General features: G+C 74.4%; 20 protein-coding genes. 15 read left to right on the plus strand and 5 right to left on the minus strand.

All coding sequences use genetic code 11. The annotated features are described in order from the left end of the window. Positions 1-28: 28 nt before the first annotated feature. Entirely contained in the window at positions 29-1705 is a 1677-nt protein-coding gene (gene paaN / locus RLT57_RS15100) for a phenylacetic acid degradation protein PaaN (RefSeq protein WP_311297911.1), read from the minus strand. Positions 1706-1863: 158 nt separating this feature from the next. Between paaN and RLT57_RS15105 the strand changes: the two genes are divergently transcribed. Together RLT57_RS15105 and RLT57_RS15110 are read left to right on the plus strand one after the other, a co-directional pair. Next, positions 1864-3399, plus strand: coding sequence for a 3-hydroxyacyl-CoA dehydrogenase (locus RLT57_RS15105; protein WP_311297912.1), 1536 nt, complete (start codon positions 1864-1866; stop codon positions 3397-3399). Further along, positions 3396-3983, plus strand: coding sequence for a TetR/AcrR family transcriptional regulator (locus tag RLT57_RS15110; RefSeq protein WP_311297913.1), 588 nt, complete (start codon positions 3396-3398; stop codon positions 3981-3983). The genes RLT57_RS15105 and RLT57_RS15110 overlap by 4 nt, the downstream gene beginning before the upstream one ends. Before the next feature lie 125 nt (positions 3984-4108). Here the strand turns inward: RLT57_RS15110 and RLT57_RS15115 are convergent, their stop codons facing one another. Beyond that, a complete protein-coding gene (locus RLT57_RS15115) occupies positions 4109-4591 on the minus strand; it encodes an Lrp/AsnC family transcriptional regulator (RefSeq protein ID WP_311297914.1) in 483 nt (160 codons plus the stop codon). A gap of 193 nt (positions 4592-4784) precedes the next feature. On the opposite strand from RLT57_RS15115, the gene pdhA (RLT57_RS15120) reads away from it, so the two are divergent. Genes pdhA (RLT57_RS15120) through RLT57_RS15145 form a run of 7 tightly spaced genes read left to right on the plus strand, consistent with a single transcriptional unit; the run spans position 4785 to position 12575 of the window. Next, the gene (pdhA, locus tag RLT57_RS15120) at positions 4785-5909 is read left to right on the plus strand and encodes a pyruvate dehydrogenase (acetyl-transferring) E1 component subunit alpha (RefSeq protein WP_311297915.1); all 1125 of its coding nucleotides are present in this window, start codon (positions 4785-4787) and stop codon (positions 5907-5909) included. Continuing rightward, positions 5906-6937: an alpha-ketoacid dehydrogenase subunit beta gene (locus RLT57_RS15125; protein WP_311297916.1), complete on the plus strand. Its 1032-nt coding sequence runs from the start codon at positions 5906-5908 to the stop codon at positions 6935-6937. Before pdhA (RLT57_RS15120) ends, RLT57_RS15125 begins: the two co-directional genes overlap by 4 nt. Beyond that, on the plus strand, positions 6937-8565 hold the full coding sequence (locus RLT57_RS15130; protein ID WP_311297917.1) for a dihydrolipoamide acetyltransferase family protein: 1629 nt from the start codon (positions 6937-6939) through the stop codon (positions 8563-8565). Before RLT57_RS15125 ends, RLT57_RS15130 begins: the two co-directional genes overlap by 1 nt. Positions 8566-8620: 55 nt before the next feature. After that, the gene (mobA, locus tag RLT57_RS15135; RefSeq protein WP_399128711.1) at positions 8621-9391 is read left to right on the plus strand and encodes a molybdenum cofactor guanylyltransferase; all 771 of its coding nucleotides are present in this window, start codon (positions 8621-8623) and stop codon (positions 9389-9391) included. 33 nt (positions 9392-9424) lie between these two features. Next, a complete protein-coding gene (locus RLT57_RS33385; protein ID WP_399128713.1) occupies positions 9425-9694 on the plus strand; it encodes a DUF6457 domain-containing protein in 270 nt (89 codons plus the stop codon). Continuing rightward, positions 9691-11496, plus strand: a complete 1806-nt coding sequence (locus RLT57_RS15140) for a molybdopterin molybdotransferase MoeA (RefSeq protein WP_311297918.1) — start codon at positions 9691-9693, stop codon at positions 11494-11496. Before RLT57_RS33385 ends, RLT57_RS15140 begins: the two co-directional genes overlap by 4 nt. Next, on the plus strand, positions 11493-12575 hold the full coding sequence (locus RLT57_RS15145) for a potassium channel family protein (protein WP_311297919.1): 1083 nt from the start codon (positions 11493-11495) through the stop codon (positions 12573-12575). The genes RLT57_RS15140 and RLT57_RS15145 overlap by 4 nt, the downstream gene beginning before the upstream one ends. Positions 12576-12757: 182 nt before the next feature. Here the strand turns inward: RLT57_RS15145 and RLT57_RS15150 are convergent, their stop codons facing one another. Then, positions 12758-14227: an MFS transporter gene (locus RLT57_RS15150; RefSeq protein WP_311297920.1), complete on the minus strand. Its 1470-nt coding sequence runs from the start codon at positions 14225-14227 to the stop codon at positions 12758-12760. Between the two features lie 95 nt (positions 14228-14322). Here RLT57_RS15150 and RLT57_RS15155 point away from each other — a divergent pair, with 95 nt between their 5' ends. The 5 genes from RLT57_RS15155 to RLT57_RS15175 all read left to right on the plus strand — a co-directional run bounded on the left by RLT57_RS15155 (position 14323) and on the right by RLT57_RS15175 (position 20325). Beyond that, a complete protein-coding gene (locus RLT57_RS15155) occupies positions 14323-15393 on the plus strand; it encodes a LysR family transcriptional regulator (RefSeq protein WP_311297921.1) in 1071 nt (356 codons plus the stop codon). Positions 15394-15539: 146 nt separating this feature from the next. Beyond that, positions 15540-16505, plus strand: a complete 966-nt coding sequence (locus RLT57_RS15160; protein ID WP_311297922.1) for an NAD(P)H-quinone oxidoreductase — start codon at positions 15540-15542, stop codon at positions 16503-16505. Between the two features lie 908 nt (positions 16506-17413). Then, positions 17414-17623, plus strand: coding sequence for a hypothetical protein (locus RLT57_RS15165; protein ID WP_311297923.1), 210 nt, complete (start codon positions 17414-17416; stop codon positions 17621-17623). A gap of 155 nt (positions 17624-17778) precedes the next feature. Then, positions 17779-18351 carry a bacterial proteasome activator family protein gene (locus tag RLT57_RS15170; RefSeq protein ID WP_311297924.1) on the plus strand — a complete coding sequence of 191 codons (573 nt, stop codon included), beginning with the start codon at positions 17779-17781 and terminating at the stop codon, positions 18349-18351. Between the two features lie 384 nt (positions 18352-18735). After that, positions 18736-20325: a protein kinase domain-containing protein gene (locus RLT57_RS15175; RefSeq protein ID WP_311297925.1), complete on the plus strand. Its 1590-nt coding sequence runs from the start codon at positions 18736-18738 to the stop codon at positions 20323-20325. On the opposite strand, the gene RLT57_RS15180 is transcribed toward RLT57_RS15175, so the two are convergent. Then, on the minus strand, positions 20315-21334 hold the full coding sequence (locus tag RLT57_RS15180; RefSeq protein WP_311297926.1) for a phosphotransferase: 1020 nt from the start codon (positions 21332-21334) through the stop codon (positions 20315-20317). The genes RLT57_RS15175 and RLT57_RS15180 overlap by 11 nt on opposite strands. Before the next feature lie 327 nt (positions 21335-21661). Beyond that, entirely contained in the window at positions 21662-22357 is a 696-nt protein-coding gene (locus RLT57_RS15185; protein WP_311297927.1) for a response regulator transcription factor, read from the minus strand. Positions 22358-22674: 317 nt separating this feature from the next. Between RLT57_RS15185 and pdhA (RLT57_RS15190) the strand changes: the two genes are divergently transcribed. Continuing rightward, positions 22675-23844: a pyruvate dehydrogenase (acetyl-transferring) E1 component subunit alpha gene (pdhA, locus tag RLT57_RS15190; RefSeq protein ID WP_311297928.1), complete on the plus strand. Its 1170-nt coding sequence runs from the start codon at positions 22675-22677 to the stop codon at positions 23842-23844. Position 23845 lies beyond the last annotated feature (1 nt).

Below are 23845 nucleotides of genomic sequence, written 5' to 3' on the forward strand. Positions count from 1 at the left end.
GTCCGGCGGCAGGCCCCGGTGCCCCGCGTCAGGCCGGCCGGCGCACCTCCACCATCCGGAAGCGGCTCGCGACGAAGGCCCCGTCGCACAGCGCCGCGTTGGCCGCCGGGTTGCCGCCCGAGCCGTGGAAGTCGGAGAAGGCCGCGGTCTGGTTGACGTAAACGCCGCCGGTGAGGTTCAGCGAGAGCTGTGCGCACTCCTCCCGGCAGACCTCCTCCAACTGCCGCTCCACCTCGGGCGAGGTGGTGTATCCGCCGACCGTCATGGCGCCCTGCTCGCGGATCGTGCGCCGGAGCAGGTCCAACCCGTCCTGCGTCGAGTCGACCGCGACCGCGAAGGAGACCGGGCCGAAGCACTCCGCCATGAAGGTCGCCTCCGCGTCCGGTTTGGCCGCGTCGAGCTTGACCATCGCGGGCGTGCGGACCACCGCGTGCGGGAAGTCGGGGTGCGTGACGGGACGGGAGGCGAGAGCGATCTCCCCCATGCCCGCGGCGGCTTCCAGCCGCGCCCTGACCTCCGGGTTCACCAGGGCGCCCAGCAGCGCGTTGGCCCGCGCGTCGTCGCCGAGCAGCCCGTCCACCGCGGCGGCGAGGTCGGCGACCACCTCGTCGTACGACTTCGGTCCGGCGTCGGTGCCGATGCCGTCCCGGGGGATCAGCAGGTTCTGCGGTGTGGTGCACATCTGACCGCTGTACAGGGAGAGGGAGAACGCCAGGTTGGCGAGCATGCCGCGGTAGTCGTCGGTGGAGTCGACCAGCACGGTGTTGACCCCGGCCTTCTCGGTGTAGACCTGCGCCTGCCGGGCGTTGGCCTCCAGCCAGTCGCCGAAGCCGGTGGAGCCGGTGTAGTCGATGACGCGGATCTCCGGCCGGAGCGCGAGGGTCTTGGCCAGGCCCTCGCCCGGCTGCTCGGCGGCCAGGCAGACCAGGTCGGGCGGGAAGCCGGCCTCGGTCAGTACCTCGCGGGCGACGGACACGGTGAGCGCGAGCGGCAGCACCGCCCGCGGGTGCGGTTTGACCAGTACCGCGTTTCCGGTGGCCAGGGACGCGAACAGGCCCGGGTAGCCGTTCCAGGTGGGGAAGGTGTTGCAGCCGATCACCAGGCCGACGCCGCGCGGCACGGCGGTGAAGGTCTTGCGCAGGCCGAGCGGGTCCCGCTTGCCCTGCGGCTTGATCCACTGCGCCGTCTCCGGGATGCGGACCTGCTCCACGTACGCGTACGCCACCGCTTCCAGGCCGCGGTCCTGCGCGTGCGGGCCGCCCGCCTGGAAAGCCATGGTGAGGGCCTGACCGGAGGTGTGCATGACCGCGTGCGCGAACTCGGGCGTCCGGGCGTTGATCCGGGCCAGGATCTCCAGGCAGACCATGGCACGAGCCTCCGGCCCGGCGTCCCGCCAGACGGGCACGGCCGCGCGCATGGCCGGCAGCAGCACGTCCGGGTCGGGGTGCGGATACCGCACGTCCAGCTCTATTCCGTACGGCGACCGCTCGCCACCGGTCCAGGCGTCGGTGCCGGGCTGGTCCAACGCGAAACGGTGGCCGCGCAGCGCCTCGAAAGCCGCCCGGCCGCCCTCGGCGTCCGCGTACGCCTTCGGATGTTCGGGATAGGGGGACCAGTACTCGCGGGTCCTGATGGTCTCCAGCGCCTTGTCGAGCGTGCCGCGGTGGCGTTCGATCAAGAGCACGGGGGAGAGATCGGCGGGCATGGGACCAACTCCTCGTCGAGCTGGGCTGGGGGACGGGTACACCGCTAGATTAACCGAATGTTCGGTCGGGACAAGCGGACCTTCCCGGCCTGTGGACAACTTCTGACACCTGCACAACGGACGATTCGGGGACAACCCGGCGAGGAGTCGTGGCAACCGTGAGCGCACTTGACCGCAACAGCGTCGTGGCCGTCGTCGGCGCGGGCACCATGGGCCGGGGAATCGCGCAGGTCGCGCTGCTGGCCGGGCACCGCGTACTGCTCCACGACGCGGCGCCCGGCCAGGCCGGGGCCGCCGTGGAGGCGGTCGCGGGCCGCTTGGACCACCTGGTGACCAAAGGCCGGCTGGCGGACACCGCGCGCAAGGCGGCGCTCGACCGGCTCGCGGCGGCCGACGGCGTCGGGGACCTGGCCGGGGCGGGGCTGGCGGTGGAGGCCGTGGTCGAGGACCTCGCCGTCAAGCAGCGGCTGTTCGCCGAACTCGAAGCGGTCGTCGGTGACGGCTGCCTGCTGGCGACCAACACCTCCTCGCTGTCGGTCACCGCGGTGGCGGGCGCCCTGCGCCGGCCCGGCCGCCTGGTCGGCCTGCACTTCTTCAACCCCGCGCCGCTGCTTCCGCTGGTCGAGGTCGTCGCAGGCGCGGCCAGCGACGCCGAGGCCGTCGCCTCGGCCTTCGACACCGCCGCCGCCTGGGGGAAGACCCCGGTGCGCTGCGCCGACACCCCGGGGTTCCTGGTCAACCGCGTCGCCCGCCCCTTCTACGCGGAGGCGCTGCGGGTGTACGAGGAGCGGGCCGCCGACCCGGCCACGATCGACGCACTGCTGCGCGAGTGCGGCGGCTTCGCCATGGGCCCCTTCGCCCTGATGGACCTGATCGGCCAGGACGTCAACGAGACCGTCACCCGCTCGGTGTGGGAGGCGTTCAGTCACGACCCGAAGTTCACGCCCTCGCTCGCCCAGCGTCGGCTGGTCGAGTCGGGGCGGCTCGGCCGCAAGTCCGGCCGGGGCTGGTTCTCCTATGGCCCCGGCGCGGCAGGCGCGCCGGAACCGCACACCGCCGGGCCCGAGGCCGCCCCGACCTTCGTCACGGTGCGCGGCGACCTGGGGCCCGCCCGTGAGCTGGTCGCGCTCGCCGAACGGTCCGGGATCGACGTACGCCGGGATCCGTCCCGGCGGTCACGCGGCGGCGAGTCGCCCGGCGCCCGCGGCGTCGTCCTCCTCCCCGCCGGGACTCCCCTTCACCTGGCGGACGGCCGCCCGCCGGGTGCCCCGGCGGTGCAGTTCGACCTGGCGCTGGACTACCGCGCGGCCACCCGGATCGCGATCGCGCCGTCCGGGGCGGTTCCCGCGGACGCCGTCGCTCAGGCGACCGGTCTGTTCCAGGCGCTGGGCAAGAAGGTGAGCGTCGTCGCGGACGTGCCCGGCATGGTCGTGGCGCGGACCGTCGCCATGCTGGTGGACCTGGCCGTCGACGCGGTGGCCAAAGGCGTGGCCTCCCGGGAGGACGTGGACACCGCGATGCGGTCGGGCGTCAACTACCCGCTGGGCCCCCTGGAGTGGGGCGAGCGCATCTCGGTGTCCTACGTACGCGAACTCCTCGACGGCCTGCACGCCTGGTACCCCACCGGCCGCTACGCCCCCTGCCCGGAACTGAGAAGGCGTGCGGCCGTGGCTGAAAATGTGATCTCCTCATGACCATGTCCAAGCGCGACACGTACACACCTGACTCGCTGCTCGCCGTCGCCGTGCGGGTCTTCAACGAGCGCGGCTACGACGGCACCTCGATGGAGGACCTCTCACGCGCGGCGGGCATCTCCAAGTCGTCCATCTATCACCACGTCCGCGGCAAGGAGGAATTGCTCAACAGGGCGGTGGGTCGTGCCCTGGACGGTCTCTTCGGCATTCTGGAGGAGCCGGAGTCGTGCGACGGCCCCGCGGTCGAGCGGCTGGAGCACGTCACCCGGCGTACGACACGGGTGCTGATGAAGGAACTCCCCTACGTCACCTTGCTGCTGCGGGTGCGGGGCAACACGAAGACCGAGCGGTGGGCGATGGAACGCCGCAGGGAGTTCGACCAGCGGGTCTCCGCTGTGCTGAGGGCCGCCGTGCGGGAGGGCGATCTGCGGGCCGACGTGGAGCCCAGGCTCGCGACCAGGCTGCTGTTCGGGATGATCAACTCGATCGTGGAGTGGTACCGGCCCGACGGAAAGGGCGCCGTCGAGGGCGCCCAGGTCGAGGACGCGGTGGTGCGGCTGGCGTTCGACGGGCTGCGCGGGTGACGGCTCGCCGTACGTGACCGCCCTTCGGGACGGGGTACGGGAGGGGCCGGCGGCTTGCGCGGCCGGGCGGGGCCGGCCCGCGGCCCGTCACCCGGACGGGCGGACGGGGGGCGAAGCCGGCCCGTTCAGTCGCCGACGAGCAGGTCGGTCTCCTCGAAGACGAGCAGCGTCCTGCTGCTGAGCACTTCCTCGATCGCCTGCAGCCGGGTCAGTACCAGCTCGCGCAGACTGCGGTTGTCCGCGGTGTGGACCAGCAGCAGCACGTCGAAATCGCCACTCACCAGGGCGATATGGGCTACACCCGGAAGGGTGATGAGTTTTTCCCGGGCGGTCCGCCAGGAGTTCTGGACGATCTTGAGCGTGATGTACGCGGACAGTCCGCGCCCGGCCCGCTCGTGGTCCAGGCGAGCGGTGAATCCTCGGATCACTCCGTCCTCGATCAGCCGGTTGATCCTGGCGTACGCGTTGGCCCGTGATACGTGTACGCGTTCGGCCACGGAGCGTATCGAGGCCCGTCCATCCTCTTGCAGCAGCCGCAGAATCGTGCGGTCGATCGGGTCCAGAGGTCGGATCACTGGTTCGTCGTCGGCCATCTGTTCGCTCGCCATCCCCCGGAAGCTCCATACCATGGACGTACTGGCTCCATCTCAGGCTGTGCAGAACCGTTTGTCCACAGGCGGGACGACCCCGTAGCCAGAATGCCTCCGGCGACCGAACAATCGGTTGGGAGGGCGGAACCCGCTCACGCCCGACCGAACCCCCGACCGGACCCCGGTCTCCGATCACAAGGAGGTGCTTGCGATGACCGTGCTGGACACCCCTGCTTGGCGCCCCCGCACCGATGCCGCGCCGCTGCTGCCCGACCCGGAGCCGCACCGGCTGCTCGGCACCCCCGCCGCCGCCAGGTTCGACCCCGCGCTGCTGCGGACGCTGTACGGACAGCTCGTCCGCGGCCGGCGCTTCAACCAGCAGGCCACCGCACTGACCAAGCAGGGCCGGCTGGCCGTGTACCCGTCCAGCACCGGCCAGGAGGCATGCGAGGTGGCCGCCGCGCTCGCCCTGCGGGCCCAGGACTGGCTTTTCCCCAGCTACCGCGACACCCTCGCCGTCGTCACCCGCGGCGTGGACCCGGTGGAGGCGCTCACCTTGCTGCGCGGCGACTGGCACACCGGTTACGACCCGCGCGCCCAACGGGTGGCCCCGCTCAGCACCCCGCTCGCCACCCAGCTCCCGCACGCCGTCGGACTCGCGCACGCCGCGCGCCTCAGCGGCGACGACGTGGTGGCCCTCGCCATGGTCGGCGACGGCGGAACCAGCGAGGGCGACTTCCACGAAGCGCTCAACTTCGCGGCGGTCTGGCGGGCGCCGGCGGTGTTCCTGGTCCAGAACAACGGCTTCGCGATCTCCGTGCCGATCGCCAAGCAGACCGCGGCCCCGACGTTCGCCCACAAGGCGGTCGGGTACGGGATGCCGGGCCGGCTGGTGGACGGCAACGACGCGGCGGCTGTGTACGAGGTGCTGACCGAGGCCGTCGAACGGGCCCGGACCGGCGGCGGACCCACCCTGGTGGAAGCGGTCACCTACCGGATCGACGCGCACACCAACGCCGACGACGCCACCCGTTACCGCGCCGACAGCGAGGTCGGCGCCTGGCGGGAACACGATCCGATCACCCTGCTGGAGCGGGAGATGGCCGGACGCGGCCTGCTCGACGACACCTGGCGGCGGACCGTCGCGGACGAGGCGGAGACCATGGCCGCCGCCCTGCGGGAGCGGATGAACGCCGACCCCCGGCTCGACCCCACGGAGCTGTTCGCACACGTCTACGCCGAGCCCACCCAGCAACTGCGCCAGCAGGAGGCCCAGCTGCGGGCCGAACTCCGGGCGGAGCTCGAGGCCGGGCGGGAAGCGGGGCGGCCGTCATGACCACCGCGACCCGGGCCGCCGACCGCGCCGCCGCACCGGCGCGGAAACCGGCGACCATGGCACGGGCGCTGAACCAGGCGCTGCGCGACGCCCTGGCCGGTGATCCCTCGGTCCATGTGCTCGGCGAGGACGTCGGCACCCTGGGCGGTGTCTTCAGGATCACCGACGGCCTCGCCGAGGAGTTCGGCGAGCAGCGCTGCACCGACACCCCGCTCGCCGAGGCCGGCATCCTCGGCACCGCCGTAGGCATGGCCATGTACGGGCTGCGGCCGGTGGTGGAGATGCAGTTCGACGCCTTCGCCTACCCGTCCTTCGAACAGCTCGTCAGCCACGTCGCCAAGATGCGCAACCGCACCCGGGGCGCCCTGCCGCTGCCGATCACCGTCCGTATCCCCTACGGCGGGGGCATCGGCGGCGTGGAGCACCACAGCGACTCCTCCGAGGCCTACTACGCGCACACTCCCGGGCTGCACGTCGTCACCCCCGCGACGGTGGCGGACGCCTACGGGCTGCTCAGGGCCGCCATCGCCTCCGACGACCCGGTGGTCTTTCTGGAGCCCAAGCGCCTCTACTGGTCCAAGGCGGACTGGTCACCCCAGGAGCCGGCCGAGGTGCCGCCGATCGGGCGGGCCGTGGTGCGCCGCACCGGACGCACCGCCACCCTGATCACCTACGGCCCTTCGCTGGCGGTGTGCCTGGAGGCGGCCGAGGCGGCGAAGGAGGAGGGCTGGGACCTGGGCGTGGTGGACCTGCGCAGCCTGGTGCCCTTCGACGAGGAGACGGTCGCGGCGGCGGTACGCGGCACCGGGCGGGCGGTCGTCGTGCACGAGTCGTCCGGTTTCGGCGGCGTGGGCGCGGAGATAGCCGCCCGGATCACCGAGCGGTGCTTCCACCACCTGGAGGCGCCGGTGCTGCGGGTCGCCGGGTTCGACATCCCCTATCCGCCGCCGATGCTGGAGCGGCACCACCTGCCCGGGGTCGACCGGGTACTGGACGCCGTGGGACGCCTGCAAGAGGAGGAGGGGTGATGGCGGTCGTCAAGGAGTTCACCCTGCCCGACCTGGGCGAGGGCCTGACGGAGGCGGAGATCGTCCGCTGGCTGGTGGAGGTCGGCGAAGTGGTCGCCGTCGACCAGCCGGTGGTGGAGGTGGAGACCGCCAAGGCGGTGGTCGAGGTCCCCTGCCCCTACGCGGGCGTGGTCACCGCCCGCTTCGGGGATGAGGGCGAGACCATGGCGGTCGGCCGCCCCTTGGTGACGGTCGCGGTCGGGTCGGGCGACGGTACGCGGCGGGATTTGGGGTCGGAAGACCCGGGGCCGGGAGGTCCGAGGTCCGAGCGCGGCGCGGCGGACGGCTCGAATGATGAAGGCTCGGGCGACGAGGGTTCGGGCAACGTCCTGGTCGGTTACGGGACCGGTCCGGCGGCGCGGCGGCGCAAGCGGGTGCGGGGGATCGGCACGGCGGCGAATGACAGCGCCGGGGCGGCCGCGGCCGTCGCCCGGTCGGTGCCGGAGGCGGTGGCGGTACCGGTGGAGAGCGGCGGGGCGGGCGGTCCCGCCGAGGTTTCTCCGGGCGGTCCGGGCGCCCGCTTCCCGGGCCGGGAAGCGAGCGCCGCGCGCGACGGCGGCCCGGTGGCGGTGATCTCCCCGCTGGTCCGCCGGCTGGCGCGGGAACAGGGCCTGGACCTGCGGGCGGTGGACGGCACCGGTCCGGACGGGCTGATCCTGCGGGCGGACGTTCAGCGGGCGGTCGCCCGGCTTGCCGACCCGGCTGACCCGGCCGACCTGGCCGATGAGCAGGTCCGCGGGCTGCCGCGAGCACAAGCACCCGGCGGAGCCCGGTCACAGGGCCGGGCGGAGCCCGCGGGCCCGGCCGAGCCCCGGGCACAACCGCCGACGCCCGCCCCCGCCCCCGGCTCCGTCCCCGCCGGGGCGTCGCGCCGGGGCGTCGCGGCAGTAGCCGAACGTGTCCCCCTGCGGGGCGTACGCGGCGCCGTCGCGGAGAAGCTGGCCCGCAGCCGCCGGGAGATCCCGGACGCGACCTGCTGGGTGGACGCGGACGCCACCGAACTGGTCGCGGCCCGCGCCGTGATGAACGCCGCCGCGCAGGCCGCGGGCGCCGAGCGGATATCGGTGCTCGCGCTGCTCGCCCGGATCAGCACGGCGGCGCTGGCCCGGTACCCGGAGCTGAACGCCACGGTGGACACCGAGCGGGGCGAGATCGTACGGTTGCCCGCCGTGCACCTCGGCTTCGCCGCGCAGACCGAGCGCGGGCTGATGGTGCCCGTGCTGCGCGACGCGCAGTCCAGGACCACGGCCGGGCTGTCCGCCGAGATCGGCCGGCTGACCCGGGCGGCCAGGGACGGGTCGTTGACGCCGGGCGAGCTGACCGGGGGGACGTTCACGCTGAACAACTACGGGGTGTTCGGGGTGGACGGCTCCACGCCGATCATCAACCACCCGGAGGCGGCGATGCTCGGGGTCGGCCGGATCGTGCCCAAGCCGTGGGTGCGGGAAGGGGAGTTGGCGGTACGGCAGGTGGTGCAGCTGTCGTTCACCTTCGACCACCGGGTCTGCGACGGCGCCGCCGCGGGCGGCTTCCTGCGATTCGTGGCGGACTGCGTGGAGAGCCCCGCGGTCCTTCTGTCCGCCGTGTGATCCCGCGGTGCGCGGGGCCTCCGGGTCGCCGTGCCGGCGGGGCATACTCGCGGGCATGACGAGGAGCTACGACGCGGTGGTGCTGGCGGGCGGCGCGGCCAGGCGGCTCGGGGGAGCCGACAAGCCCGCGCTACCGGTCGGCGGGCGGACGCTGCTGGACCGGGTACTGGCGGCCTGCGCCGGGGCGGACCGCACGGTCGTCGTGGGCCCGCGGCGCCCCACCGCCCGCCCGGTCCGGTGGGCCGGGGAGGAGCCGCCGGGCGGCGGACCGCTGCCCGCGCTCGCCGCCGGGCTCACCGCGCTGGCCTCCGCCGCGCCGACCGCCGGCGTGCTGGCCTCCGCCGCGCCGGCTTCCGGCGGGGCGACCTCCGGCGAGCGGGTCGTCGGGGCGCCGGCTTGCGCCGTCCGGGGGCTGCCCGAGGTGGTGCTGGTGCTCGCCGCCGACCTGCCGTTCCTCACGGCGGAGACCGCGCACCGGCTGGCCGGCGTCCTGAGCGCGGATCCGTACCCGGTGCGGACCGGTGCGGCGGAGGCGGCCGAACGGAGGGAGAAAGACCCTACGGAGTGGGAAGGAGTGGTACTGACGGATGCCGGAGGACGGGATCAGCCGCTCGCGGCGGCGTACCGGATCGAGCCGCTGCGGCGCGGACTCGCCCTGCTGGGCGCCGAGCACGGCGGCCTGGCCGGGTTGCCGCTGCGGCTGCTGACGGCGGAGCTGGTGCTGCGGAGGATCGCCGACCCGACCGGGGAGGCGGCGTTCGACTGCGACACCTGGGAGGACGTCGCGGTGGCACGGGCCCGGCTGGACGCCGCGGCGCGGGGGTGAGCCTGTGCGGCGACGGACCACGGATCGGGGAGCATGGGGCTTGTGTTGGACGAATGGATCACAGCAGCCAAGATCGAACTGGGCATCGACCTGGACGTGGACACCGGCGTCCTGCTCGACCTGGCCCGTGACGCCGCGCACGGCGTGGCCCGCCCGGCCGCGCCGCTGACCACCTTCCTTGTGGGGTACGCGGCGGCGGGCGCGGGCGGCGGACCCGACGCGGTGCGGGAGGCGGCGGGCAGGGCCGCGGCCCTGGCCCTGCGCTGGGCCGAGGCCGGCGGCGAGACGGACCCGGCGGGATGAGCGGCTCGGACGGTGACGCCGCCGAACGGGCGCTCGACGACGCCCTCGCGCTCGCCAACGACCCGCGCCGCGCCGACCGGGCCCGGCCGGCGGCCAACGACCCGCTGGCCGTGGCGCTCGGGCTCGTCGACGCCCCGCCGGTCCCGTCCCGCGGCGGGCGGAGCCCGGCGCCGCCCGCTCCCCCGGCGCCCACGGACCCGCTGGCCGTAGCCCTCCAACACGGCTGGGAGGAGCCCGCCGGGCCGCCCCCGCCCGCCCGGGACCTCCGCCGGGCACCGGACCTTGACGCCGACCCCGGTTTCGGCTCTGGTATCGGCTCTGACATCGGCTCGGATTCCAGCCCGGATTTCAGCTCCGGCGCCGACGACGGGCGCCATCCCTCCCATGGACGCGAACGGGAGGGCGAGCGCCGCGGCGCCGCGGAGACCGGCCGGACCCGCGCCGCCGTACCCGTGCCCGACGGCCCGGCGGCCTCCCGTACGGCGCCCCCCCGTCCAGCGGAGCCCCGCCCCGGCACCCAGGTCCGCAACCACGCCCACGCCCACACCTCCGACACCCCCGCGGACATGACCTGGCCCGAGGCCCGGCGGATCGCCCGGCAGGCGGGGCGCCGGCTGGCCCCGCGGGTGAGGCCGCTGGGCGAGGAAGCGCTCGGGGCGGCGCTGGCCCAGGGGCTCGCGGCGCTCACCGACCTGCCGTCGTTCGACTCCTCGGCGATGGACGGCTGGGCGGTGGCCGGTCCCGGCCCCTGGCGGTTGAAGGGCCGGCTGCTGGCCGGCCGGACCGCCCCGGAGCGGCTGCCCGACGGGCACGCGGCCCGTATCGCGACCGGCGCCGTACTGCCGCCGGGCGCGGTCGCCGTCCTGCGCAGTGAGCACGGCCGGACGGAGAACCGTACCGACGGCGAGTGGCTGCGGGTCAGGGAGCCGCGGTTCGCGCCGCGGCCCGGCCAGGAGGTACGGCGGCGGGGCCAGGAGTGCCGCAGGGGCGAGGAACTCCTGCCCGCCGGGACGGTGGTGACGCCGGCCGTGCTGGGCCTGGCGGCGGCGACCGGCTACGACGAGCTGACGGTGACCGCCCGGCCGATCGTCGAGGTGCTGGTGCTCGGCGACGAGCTGCTGGACCACGGGCTGCCGCGGCCCGGCCGGGTGCGGGACGCGCTCGGCCCGATGCTGCCCGCGTGGCTGCGCGCGCTGGGCGCCGAAGTGGCCTCGGTGCGGCGCCTGGTGGACGACGCCGACGCCCTGCGGGAGACGATCGCCGGCAGCGCCGCCGATCTGATCGTCACCACGGGCGGCACCGCGGGCGGCCCGGTGGACCACGTGCACCCCGTACTGTCCGCCATCGGCGCGCACCTGCTGGTCGACGGGGTGGCGGTGCGCCCCGGCCATCCGATGCTGCTCGCCGAACTGCCGCGCCGGACCCGTAGGAGGAACGGAACCGCGCCGCCGGGGCCGTTCCTGATCGGTCTGCCGGGCAACCCGCTGGCCGCTGTGTCCGGGGTGCTGACGCTGGCCGCACCGCTGCTGCGGACTCTGGCCGGCCATCCCGTGCCGGCGCCCTATGCCGCGCCGCTGACCGCGGACGTGGCCGGGCACCCTGTGGACACCCGGCTCGTCCCGGTGGTCTTCGACGACGACTCGGCGGCCCGGCCGCTGCGCTTCACCGGCCCGGCGATGCTGCGCGGGCTGGCCGCCGCCGACGGCATGGCGGTGATCCCGCCGGGCGGCGCCCGCGCCGGACAGGAGACGGCCGTCCTCGACGCCGGCCTGCTCGGCGCGGCCCGGGGGAGCGGCGGATGAGACTGCCCGGGTGGGACGCGGCAGCCGGTCGCGCGGCGCCGCCGCCGGATGCGTCGGCCGGGACCTACCGGGTGCACTTCCCCCGCCCCGCCGCCGGGCCGCTGCGCCAGGTCGCGCGGCGTCTGGCGCTCGCCCTGCTGGTCATGGCGATCACCGTCGTGATCGTCTACCTCGGCCGTGGCGGCTACCACGACAACGCCGACGACTCGGTGTCGTTCCTGGACGCGCTGTATTACTCGACGGTGACGCTGTCGACGACCGGCTACGGCGACATCGTCCCGTACAGCACCGGTGCCCGGCTGGCCAACACCTTCCTGGTGACGCCGCTGCGGGTGATCTTCCTGATCATCCTGGTCGGCACCACCCTGGAGGTGCTGACCGAGCGGACCCGGGAGCAGTACCGGCTCAAGCGCTGGAGGAGCACTTTGCGTGATCATGTGGTGATCGTGGGATACGGCACCAAGGGCCGTTCGGCGGCGCGGACGCTCGTCGGGCGCGGGGTGCCGCGGAACCGGATCGTCGTGGTGGACCCCGACCCCAAGGTGGTGCAGGCCGCCACCGACGAGGGTTTCGTTGCCGTGACCGGCGACGCGACCCGCAACGACGTGCTGCTGCGCGCCGAAGTGGAACGGGCCAAGGAGATCGTCATCGCCGCGCAGCGGGACGACACCGCGGTCCTGGTCACCCTCACCGCCCGCCAGCTCAACAAGCGCGCGTACGTGGTCGCCTCGGTACGCGAGGAGGAGAACGCGCCGCTGCTGCGGCAGTCCGGGGCGGACGCGGTCATCACCAGTTCCGGCGCCGCCGGGCGGCTGCTCGGCCTGTCGATGCTCAGCCCCAGCGTCGGGCGGGTGATGGACGACCTGATCACGTACGGCAGCGGGCTGGACCTCATCGAACGCCCGGTGGAGCCGTCGGAGGTCGGCAAGGCGCCGCGTGAGCTGCGGGATCTGGTCGTCTCGGTCAAACGCGGCCAACGGCTGCTCGACCACGACGAGCCGGAGGCCGCTCCCCTGCGGGCCACCGACCACGTGATCGCGATCTGCCGGGACAGCCCGGCCGGACCGCCGCCGGCCTGAGGAGCCGTCACCTGTCACCCGCCACCCGTACGAGGACGCGGCGGTCACCCGTACGAAGACGCGCGCTTCACCCGTACGAAGACGGCGGGTTGTGCCCTCAGAGGACGCCGGTCCACCGTTGCGAAGACGCGCACCTCACCTTTTCGGAGACGCCCGTCCCGCTCGCACGAACAGCCGCCCTCTCACGTCGTCCGCGCGCCGGTGCGGCCCGCGCGGCCGCTCGTCCGGACTCCGCCGCCCCGCAGCGCGTCGCCTGTGCCGGGGCGCAGCCGGACCGCTCCCACCGCGGCCACCAGGGCGGCCGGCGCCAGCAGGCAGAAGGCGACGCCGTAGGACAGGGCGGGTGAGGTGCGGCCGAGGAGTCCGTGGGCGACGGGGCCGCCCAGGCGGACCGCGACCGTCGCCACCGCGACGCCGAGGCCGGCGGCCATCTGGTTGGCGGTGGCGCTCAGCGCGTTGGCGTGCCGCAGGCGTTCCTGCGGGATGTCCGCGAAGGTCAGCGTCGAGTAGCCGGTGAGGCCGAGCGAGCGGGCGGCGCCGCTGACGACCGCCAGCGCGGCGATCAGCCACAGCGGCGTGCCGGCGGTGAGGAAGGCGCAACCCACCAGCGACCCGGCCAGTACCATCCCGGAGACCGCCAGCAGCGACCGGTAGCCGAAGCGGCCGAAGAGGTGGCCGGTGGCCGGCTTGATGCCTATGTTGCCGACGAACACGAACAGCACCAGCGCGCCCGACCTGACCGCGCTCCAGCCGAACGCCTCCTGGAACAGCAGCGGCAGCAGGAACGGCACCGCGCTCACCGCCACCCAGAACGACGACCCGCCCGACACCGACGCCCGGAAGGACTGCACCCGTAGCGTCCCGAGGTCCAGCAGCGGGTTCTCGGCCCGCAGCAGGTGCCGTACCGCCAGCGCGAGCAGCACCGCGGCGGCCGCCCCGAACGCCGCGGTCTCCCGCCACGGGCCGTCGGCCTGCGACAGCAGGTGCCCGGTGTACGTCAGCGCGCCCAGCCCCGCCGAGGTCCACACCACCCCCTGCCAGTCCAGTGGCCCGACCCCGGTCGACGGCCCGCCCCCGATCAGCCGCCAGGCCACCGCGAAGGCCGCGATCCCCAGCGGGACGTTGATCAGGAAGAGCCACTGCCAGCTCGCGTACGTCGTGACGACCCCGCCCAGCGGCGGCGCGATCACCGGCGCGAGCAGCCCGGGCCACACGATGTACGAGATGATCCGCGGGATGTCCGGTGTGGCCACTCCGGAGAGCGCCACAAGGCGTCCGACCGGCACCATCATCGCTCCGCCCGCGCCCTGCGCGACCCGCAGCGCGACCAGTTCGCCGAGGCCGGAGGCGCTCGCACAGGCCAGGGAGGCCAGCGTGAAGAGCACGATGGCGGACAGGAAGACGCGCCGGGCCCCGTAGCGGGCGGTGAGCCAGCCGCTCAGCGGGATCAGTACCGCGAGGGTCAGCAGGTAGGCCGTGATGACCAGGCCGATCGCGGTCGCCGACACCCCGAGCGATGCGCCCATCTGCGGTGCGGCGGTGGACACGATCGTCCCGTCGAGGTTCTCCATGAAGAAGCAGCCGGCGATGAGCAGGGCGACGGCACGCTGCCGGCCGCCGGTGAGCGGGGGCTGCGGGGTGGTCTCGATCATGTGTTCAGCTTCGCGGGTGACAAATATTGATCACAAGGTCCGAGTAGTCAAACAACTATTGCGTCCGAGTCAGTGATCGATGGCAGACTGGTGCCGTGCTGCTCCCCGACATGAATCTGCTGCCCGCCCTCGACGCGCTGTTGCGCGAGGGCAGCGTGACGGGCGCCGCCGCTGTGATGAACGTCTCGCCGTCGGCGATGAGCCGGACCCTCGCCAGGCTGCGCCGCGTCGTCGGCGACCCGCTGCTCGTACCGTCCGGGCGCGGCCTGGTCCTCACCGCGCGCGCCCGCGAACTGCGCCCGCAGGCCGAGGCCGCCCTCATCCAGGCACTGGCCGCGCTGCGACCCCCGCCGCCGGTCGACATCGCCGAGGTCAGCAGGGAGTTCGCACTGCGGACGAACGACGGGGTCGCGGTCGTCCTCGGCTCCGCCCTGACCGCCCACGTGGCACGCGAGGCGCCCCGGATAAGGCTGCGCATCCTCCCGGAGGGCGAGGAGGACCCCGCCGACCTGCGCGACCGCGTCGACCTCGACCTCAGCGCGTTCCACGAGCTCCCGGCGGACGTGCACAGCGCGTTCCTCTACCAGGACACCTCGGTGGCGGTGCTGCGGTCCGGTGGGCGCCCGTCGGCGGCGGGCGCCGGCGCGCATCCGCCGCAGAGGCCGCCGGCCGGACCGCGGCGGCCCGGGCCGGGGGAGACCGGACCGTTGGCGCCGCCCGAGCCGCCCGGCCCGGCGGATCCGCCCGAGCCGCTCGGCGTCGAGCGGTTCGCCGCGGTCCCGCACATCACCGTGTCCCGGCGCGGCCGCATCCACGGCGTGGTGGACGACCGGCTGGCGGAACTCGGCCTGCGCCGCCACGTCCTGGCCACCGTGCCCACGTTCAGCGCCGCCTGCTTCCTGGCGCTGGAGTCGGATGCGCTCGCCATCGTGCCCGCCGTCTTCGCCGCCCGGATCGCCGGGGTGATGGGCCTGACGGTCCACCCGATCCCGCTCCGCCTGCCGCCGGTGACCCTCGACATGGCCTGGCACGTACGCCATGACACGGATCCGGCCCACCGGTGGCTGCGGGAGGCGGTCCTGCGGATCACCCGTGAGGTGCGCGGGGCCGGGCCGCCGCGGGACGGTCGCGGTGCGGGTGCGGGTGTGCCGGACGGGGCCGGGTAGCGCCGGCCGGACGCGGGCGGAGGCGGGCAGAGCGCGCCGGACCCGGGGCCGGCCGGGTGGCCGGCGGGCCCGGCGGAGGGCGGGGGACGCGGCCGATCGGGCGGGTGGGTGCGGGACCCCGGTGGCCGGGCGGCTAACGTCGGGGCATGCGTGCAATCACGATTGCCGAGCCGGGCGGCCCCGAGGCGCTGGTCCTGGCGGAAGTTCCCGACCCCGTACCCGGCGCGGGCGAAGTCCTGGTCGATGTCGTGGCCTCGGCCGTGAACCGGGCCGATCTGCTCCAGCGGCAGGGCTTCTACGCGCCCCCGCCCGGCGCGTCCCCGTACCCCGGTCTGGAGTGCTCGGGCCGGGTCGCCGCGCTCGGCGCGGGGGTGGACGGCTGGTCGGTCGGCGACGAGGTGTGCGCCCTGATCGCGGGCGGCGGCTACGCCGAGAAGGTCGTCGTGCCGTCCGGGCAGCTGCTGCCGCTGCCCAAGGGCGTCGACCCGGTCAGGGCCGCCGCGCTTCCCGAGGTCACCGCGACCGTGTGGTCGAACGTCTTCATGGTCGCCCATCTGCGGCCCGGGGAGACGCTGCTGGTGCACGGCGGCTCCAGCGGCATCGGCACCATGGCCATCCAGCTGGGCAAGGCGGTCGGCGCGAAGGTCGTGGTGACGGCCGGCAGCGCCAAAAAGCTGGCGGCCTGCGCGGAGCTGGGCGCGGACGTGCTGGTCAACTACCGCGAGCAGGACTTCGTCGAGGAGCTGGGCGCGCACGGCGCGGACGTCATCCTGGACCTGGTCGGCGCCAAGTACCTGGCCCGCAACGTGGACGCGCTGGCGGTCAACGGCCGGCTGGTGGTGATCGGCATGCAGGGAGGGGCCAAGGCGGAGCTGAACCTCCGCGCCCTGATGTCCAAGCAGGGCGCTGTCGTCTCGACCACGCTGCGGCCCCGGCCGCTGGACGAGAAGGCGGCGATCCTGGCGGCGGTGCGGGAGCACGTGTGGCCGCTGATCGAGGCGGGTGCGGTACGGCCGGTGGTCGACCGGGCCTTTCCGCTGGCGGACGCGGCCGGCGCGCACCGGCTGGTGGAGAGCAGCGAGCACGTGGGCAAGGTGCTGCTGACCGTCTGACCGTCTGACCGTCTGACCGTCTGACCGGGTGACCGGGTGGTGGTCCGACCGTGCGGCTGTCTGACCGTCTGACGTGGGTCGGCCGCGTGACGGTCCGACCGTGCGGTCGGGCGACGCTGTGGTCTTCCCGACGGGGGTCCGCGACCGGCCCGATGCCCTCAGGCGGTGTTCGGGGGCGGTGCGCCAAGTGGTGGCCTCCGGGGGCCGGGATGCCGGAAATGTCGCCGTGTGTGACGCTGAACCCACACAGGGTCCGGCGGAAGGCGATGGGTGTGCGTTCGGCGGCGGGGCGGTGGGTGGCGGTCCGGGCGGGGGCGCTGCTGATCGTCGCGGGCGCCGTGGCGGTGGCCGTCCCCGCCGAGGCCGCCGCCGCGCGGCCCGTGCCGCCGCCCGGTGCGTCGCAAGGGGCGGCGGATCCGGCGGCGGTGGCGCCCGGCGGGCCCACCCCTTCCCCCGCGCCCCCTTCCGCGCCCCTCCGCCCCGCGCCGGCTCCTGCCGCGGAACCCGCCCCGGCCCCCGCGCGGACAGGCCCCGGCACCCGTCCCCCACCGGCCGCCGCGCTCCCGCACGGGCCCGAGGCGGTGCACGGCGACGGCCACGACGGGGCCACCGGGGGGCCGGGACCGGCCGCGTCCGGGCCACCGGCGCGGCAGCAGCACCCGGCCGCTCCCGCCCCCGCCCCCGCTCCCGCCCCCGCCCCCGCCGCGCCGCCCTCCGCGACGACGCGGCCCCCGCCGGCCGCCGCCACGCGCCCGCCGGGACTGCCGTCCCCGCCGCGTACCCGGCCCGGTGGCGGGCCGCTGCGTCCGCCGCCCGCGCCGGGTCCTGCCGCCGGGCCGTGGCGGCAGCGGCAGGAGTACGGCGGGGGCCAGGTGGTACGGCCGCGGCGCGGATACGGACCGGAGCGCGTGCCGTCGCTCGTGCCTCTGGAGGGCGGGTGGGAGCCGCCGGTCACGCCGGTGCCCACGGGCTCCGCGGAGCAGCGCGATCCCGGGCCGGCGCCGACCTCGGCGGACGAGCCGGCCCGGCGGGTGATGCGGGTGGTGCCGCTCGGCGCCGGGCTGCTGCTGGTCGGTCTCGGGCTGGGATTCCTGGGGCTCCGGCTCCGCCGGTCGTAGCGCCGGCCCCGGCGCCGCAGCCGCCCGGTCCGGGCGGCGGCCCGCGGTCCGCGGCGTCCGCGGGTCCGCGCGGACCCGTCGACGGGTTCGTGCGGACCTGTATCCAATTGGGCCGCCCGGCTGAGCCGCGGTAGCGGGTGCGAGACAATGGACCCATGGAGATGCCGATGAACGAACGGTCGCCGGAGAGCCCGCAGGGCCCGCACAATCAGCAGGTTTTGGTCGTCGGACCGGACGGTATGGCCCTCGGCGGGTCTGTCGACGCGGACGGCGAGGGGCGTGCGGGGCGCGAGATCCCGGTGACGGAGATGGTCGAGCAGCCGGCGAAGGTGATGCGGATCGGCAGCATGATCAAACAGCTCCTGGAGGAGGTGCGGGCGGCGCCTTTGGACGAGGCGAGCAGGGTGCGGCTGAAGGAGATCCACGCCAGCTCGGTGAAGGAGCTGGAGGCCGGACTCGCGCCGGAGCTTGTGGAGGAGCTGGAGCGGCTGTCGTTGCCGTTCACCGACGACAGCGTGCCCAGCGAGGCCGAGCTGCGGATCGCCCAGGCGCAGCTGGTGGGGTGGCTCGAAGGACTCTTCCACGGTATCCAGACCGCGTTGTTCGCCCAGCAGATGGCCGCGCGTGCCCAGCTGGAGCAGATGCGCCGCGCACTGCCGCCCGGTGTGCTCCCGCACGAGGACGACCAGGAGGCCAACCAGGGCGCCCGGTCCGGCCCGTATCTGTAGGGGGGTACGTGATGGGCCGCCCTGTTCCCGCCGCCGTCATGACCTGCGGTGTCGCGCGCCCCTGACGAAGAACCGTTTCCCGTGCGAGGCGTGCCGGCGCCCGAGGCGCCTGACCGAGACCGGTGGGCGGCACCCTTGAGCACCCTGGGGATGCCGCCGGCCGGCCTTCCAGCGGGCCGCACGCCGTCGGGCCCGGTGGCCGCGTCCTGGCGGCGCGGCGGCGCCGGGGACCGGCGGCGCGGTGGTCCGGCGTCCGGCGCGGAGCCCGCCGCGGGGCGGGGCCTGGCCTGTGGACGGAGACGATTCCGGTCCGGGAAAACGCGGTACGGTGGCGCGACAGAGGGCATGGCCGAACGACCCACGGACGAACGACGGCGAGGACTGATGGTCGACCGGAACGATACGACGGCCGGCAGCGGAGCGTCGCAGAACTCCGGCCAGTGGGGCGTGGGCTCCATGGTGGGCGAGGGGCGCTACCGGCTGAGCGGGAAGCTCGGCCGCGGCGGCATGGCCGAGGTGTTCGCCGCCGAGGACGTCCGGCTGGGGCGGACCGTCGCGGTGAAGCTGCTGCGCAGCGACCTGGCCGAGGACCCGGTGTCCAAGGCCCGCTTCACCCGCGAGGCACAGGCCGTGGCGGGTCTGAACCACCACGCGGTGGTCGCCGTCTACGATTCGGGTGAGGACCGCACCGCCACCGGCACCGTGCCGTACATCATCATGGAGCTGGTCGAGGGCCACACCATCAAGGACCTGCTGACCGGGCCGACCCTGCCGCCGGTCGACCAGGCGCTGCTGATCACCTCCGGGGTACTGGACGCCCTCGCCTACAGCCACCAGCACGGCATCGTGCACCGTGACATTAAACCCGCCAATGTGATCATCACATCGACGGGTCAGGTCAAGGTGATGGACTTCGGCATCGCCAGGGCGCTGCACGGAGCCGCCAGCACCATGACGCAGACCGGCATGGTCATGGGCACCCCGCAGTACCTGTCCCCCGAGCAGGCGCTCGGCAAGACCGTCGACAACCGCAGCGACCTCTACGCCACCGGCTGCCTGCTCTACGAGCTGCTCGCGCTGCGCCCGCCCTTCACCGGCGAGACCCCGCTGTCGGTGGTCTACCAGCACGTCCAGGACCTGCCCCGACCGCCTTCCCAGGTCAATCACCGGGTACCGCCGGAGCTGGACGGCCTGGTGCTGCGGGCGCTTGCCAAGCAGCCCGAGGACCGCTTCCAGAGCGCCGAGGAGATGCGCGGCGTCGTCGGGTACGCCCTGCAGGCGCTCAACGACCAGGGTGGCTGGGCCGGCGGCCGGTGGAACACCGGTGCGATCGGCGCGGTCGCGCCCGGTCCCGGCACCGCGCCCACCGTCGTCGCCCAGGGCGGCCCGCAGACCGGCTTCGGCAACACCGCGGAGCTGGGCCTGCCGCTGCTGGCCGGGATCTCCGGCACCGGCGGCCCGGACGACGTGCACGGCTACGGCGCGCCCCCGCCGCCCGGCGGCAACCGCTGGCTGAAGCCGACGCTGTTCGCGGTCGTCACGGTGCTGGTCATCGTCCTCGGTGTCTTCCTCGCCGCCACTCACGGCAACGGCGCGGGCGGCAAGCCCTCCGAGACCACCTCGCCCACGGTCAGCCAGGACACCGGGCAGCAGCCGACCCCCGAGCCCTCCGACGAGCCGACCGGCAGCGGCCAGATCAGCACCGGGCCGAGCCGGACCCCGACGGAGACCCCGACCGAGACCGCCACCACCAGTACGCCGACGAGTACCGCGCCCTCCACCGAGCCGCCGACGACACCGGCCAGTAGCGCGCCTTCCACCAAGCCGCCGACGACAGCGCCGCCGACCGCGCCCCCCACGGAACCCCCGACCAGCCCCGACGACCCCCCGACGACCGACGGCGGCCTCGGCGGGAGTTCGGGCGGCGATTCCGGGGGTCCCGGGGGCGACAGCCACCCGCACCTCAGCAGGTGAAGGCGGCCAGCACCGCCTCGTACTCCTGGGTCCACCACACGGCGAGCGCCGAGGCGGCCGGGAACAGCGGGTCGGAGCGGCGGTCGCGCCGCTGGTAGCGCCAGTGCAGCATCCAGAAGTCGTTGAGCCGCTCCCACCACACCCGGTGCACGGCCGCGGCCACCTCCGCCGCGGCCACCCGCGCGCAGCGCCGGTACGCCCGCGCGTAGCCGCGGACCTTGCGCAGGTCCAGGCGGCCGGTCACCGGATGGACGAAGAAGATCGCGGCGGCCCGAACCGCCTCCTCCGCCCGCGGGAGGACGCCGAGCCGGTCCCAGTCGACGATCGCGGCCGGTTCGTCGCCGCGGTAGAGCAGGTTCAGCGGGTGGAAGTCGCCGTGCACCCAGCCGGTGACCGGTCCCTCGGCGGCGGGCGGGCGGCGGTGGGCGTACTGGCGCAGCAGCGCGCGGCGTTCCAGCAGCCGGTGCTCGGCGAGCGCGTCGAAGGCGTCGTACGGGCGGTGGCCGCGGACCAGCGCGAGCAGCTGGTCGATGTGGGCGTGGGTACGGTCGGGGTGGGCGCTGGCGTGTCGGCCGACACCCGACGGCGGCTGCACCCGGGCCAGGCCGGTGTGTACCCGGCCGAGCAGGGAGCCGAGCCGACGGGACTGGGCGGGGCTCAGATCAGTGCCCTCCCGGTGGCGGCCCTCGATCCAGGGGAAGAGGGCGTAGCCGTTGCCGTGGGCCTCGGTGACGGTGGCGCCGCCGCCGTCCGGCAGCGGGGCGGCCACCGGCAGGCCGAGCTGGGCCAGCCGCCGGGTGGCGTAGTGCTGGCGGGCGATCACGCCGGGCGCCGCCGTGTCGGCGGCGATGTACTGCTTGAGGAAGAAGCGGCCCTCGGTGGTGGTCAGCCGCCAGCCCCGGTTGAGCAGGCCGCGGGGTACCGGTTCGCAGGCCAGGGGGGTTCCCGCGTCCTCGTAGCGGCGCAGCAGAACCGTCAGCGGCGGCGGCGCCGGTGCCGTGCCCGTCACTCGCCACAGCGTAGATGACCGGACTGCCCCCCTCTGACGGAGTAGCGCCGCCCGGCGCACATCTGCTATGAGCGGGCGCTGCCCGCCGCTACCGGGGCCACCTCCTGCCGCCGTGCCCGCTGCCGCCCCCGCCCCCCGCCGCCGTCTGCCGGCGCCGCCCCCTCCGTGCCTGCGCACTCCCCGGATCCGCCGCACGCGTTGTCCCGCCGGACTTCCGCGCCCGCCGCGCCGCCGCACCCAGCCGCACGCCGTCGCCCTGCCGGACCTCCGCCCCCCTCCGCCCTCCTCCGCGCCGCAGCACCCCCAAACCTCCGCACCCCCGGACCCTCAAGGTCCGCCGTCGTCGGATCCGGCGGCTCCGCCGGTCGGCCGCGCCCGCGCCCCGTACGCCGCCGCGTGTGGGTGCCGGGTCATTCCGAGCTTCGCCAGCAGCGACGACACGTGCTTCCTGACCGTCTTCTCGGCCAGCCGCGTCCGCTGGCCGATCTGCCGGTCGGTGAGGCCGTCGCCGATCAGGTCCAGGATCCGCAGCTCCTGCTCGGTCAGGTCGCCCGGATCGTGGTCGGGATCGGAGGCGGTCCGGTTCCCGCCGCCGCGCAGCCGCGCCAGCACCGTCGCGCCGGCGCCCGGCTCCAGCAGCGACTCGCCCGCCGCGACCTCCTTCACCGCCCGGACGAGGTCACCGCCGCTGATCACCTTCAGTACATAGCCCGACGCGCCCGCCATGACCGCGTCGAAGACCGCCTCGTCGTCCGTGAAGGAGGTCAGCATCAGGCACTTCACCGCCGGGTCCCGGGAGCGGATCTCCCGGCAGACCTCCACCCCGGAGCCGTCCGGCAGCCGTACGTCGAGGAGCGCCACGTCGGGCCGGGCGTCCTGGACGGCGGTCATCGCCTCGGCCGCGTCGGCCGCCTCACCGACGATCTCGACGCCGGGTTCGGCCAGCAGCAGCTCGCGGAACCCCCGCCGGACCACTTCATGGTCGTCCAGCAGGAATACCCGGATATTTCCTTCTTCGCGCACGGTCCCAGCTTCCCACCGCGACGATCTCCCTGCCTCTTACGTACTTTCCGCATCCGGGATACGGTGCGATTGTCCCGGTGGCCTGCGGGAACGCCCCCCACGATGCCGTTTACTAGGAAATCAAAGCAAAACCGCAGGTGGGAAGGCTTCGCGCGATTGCGGAACTTGTGGGTAACGTCTGTTCTGCAGGCCCATCGCCGGGGCGTCTATACGCCTGGACCGGCCCTGCCGCACACACCCCGTGCGTCACGCCGGACCAGGTGAGCCGCACTGGCTTCCCGGCAGACCCCGGGGGCCGGACAGACGGAGGAGTGAACGTGAGCGTGAAGAGCACTGCCGCGCGGAGGCCGACCCGCGGCGGCGCGAAGCGCCGTGGGGACGAGCCTGGGCTCGTACAGCTGCTGACCCCCGAGGGCGAGCGCGTCGAGCACAGCGAGTACTCCATCGACCTGACGCCGGAAGAGCTGCGCGGCCTGTACCGCGACATGGTGCTGACCCGCCGCTTCGACGCCGAGGCGATCACCCTGCAGCGGCAGGGCGAGCTGGGGCTGTGGGCCTCGCTGCTGGGCCAGGAGGCGGCCCAGATCGGGTCCGGGCGGGCCACCCGTCCGGACGACTACATCTTCCCCACCTACCGCGAGCACGGCGTCGCCTGGACCCGGGACGTCGACCCGCTGAACCTGCTGGGCATGTTCCGCGGCGTGAACAACGGCGGCTGGGACCCCGACGAGAACAACTTCCACCTCTACACCATCGTGATCGGCTCGCAGACCCTGCACGCCACCGGATACGCGATGGGCATCGCCAAGGACGGCGCGGACGCCGCGGTCATCGCGTACTTCGGTGACGGCGCCTCCAGCCAGGGCGACGTGGCCGAGGCGTTCACCTTCGCGGCCGTCTACAACGCGCCGGTGGTGTTCTTCTGCCAGAACAACCAGTGGGCGATCTCCGAGCCGACCGAGAAGCAGTCCCGGGTGCCGATCTACCAGCGCGCGGCCGGCTACGGCTTCCCCGGCGTCCGGGTCGACGGCAACGACGTACTCGCCGTGCTGGCGGTCACCCGGGCGGCCCTGGAGCACGCCCGCAGCGGCCAGGGCCCGATGCTGGTGGAGGCGTTCACGTACCGGATGGGCGCGCACACCACCACCGACGACCCGACCCGCTACCGCAGCGACGACGAGCGGGTGGAATGGGCCACCAAGGACCCCATCGCCCGGCTGCGCAGCTATCTCGACCGTCAGGAACTGGCCGGCGAGGAGTTCCACGCCGCGCTGGAGACCGAGGCGGACGCGCTCGCCAAGCGGGTACGGGACGGGGTCCGGAACATGCCGAACCCGCAGACCATGGCGATCTTCGAGAACGCCTACGCCGACGGCCACCCCCTCGTCGACGAGGAGCGCGCGCAGTTCGCGGCCTACCAGGCCGCCTTCGCCGACGCCCCCGAGCACTCCGAAGGTCCCGCGGCAGCCTCCGGGAAGGGGCACTGAC

This window comes from Streptomyces sp. ITFR-21 (genome assembly GCF_031844685.1).
GTDB lineage: Bacteria > Actinomycetota > Actinomycetes > Streptomycetales > Streptomycetaceae > Actinacidiphila.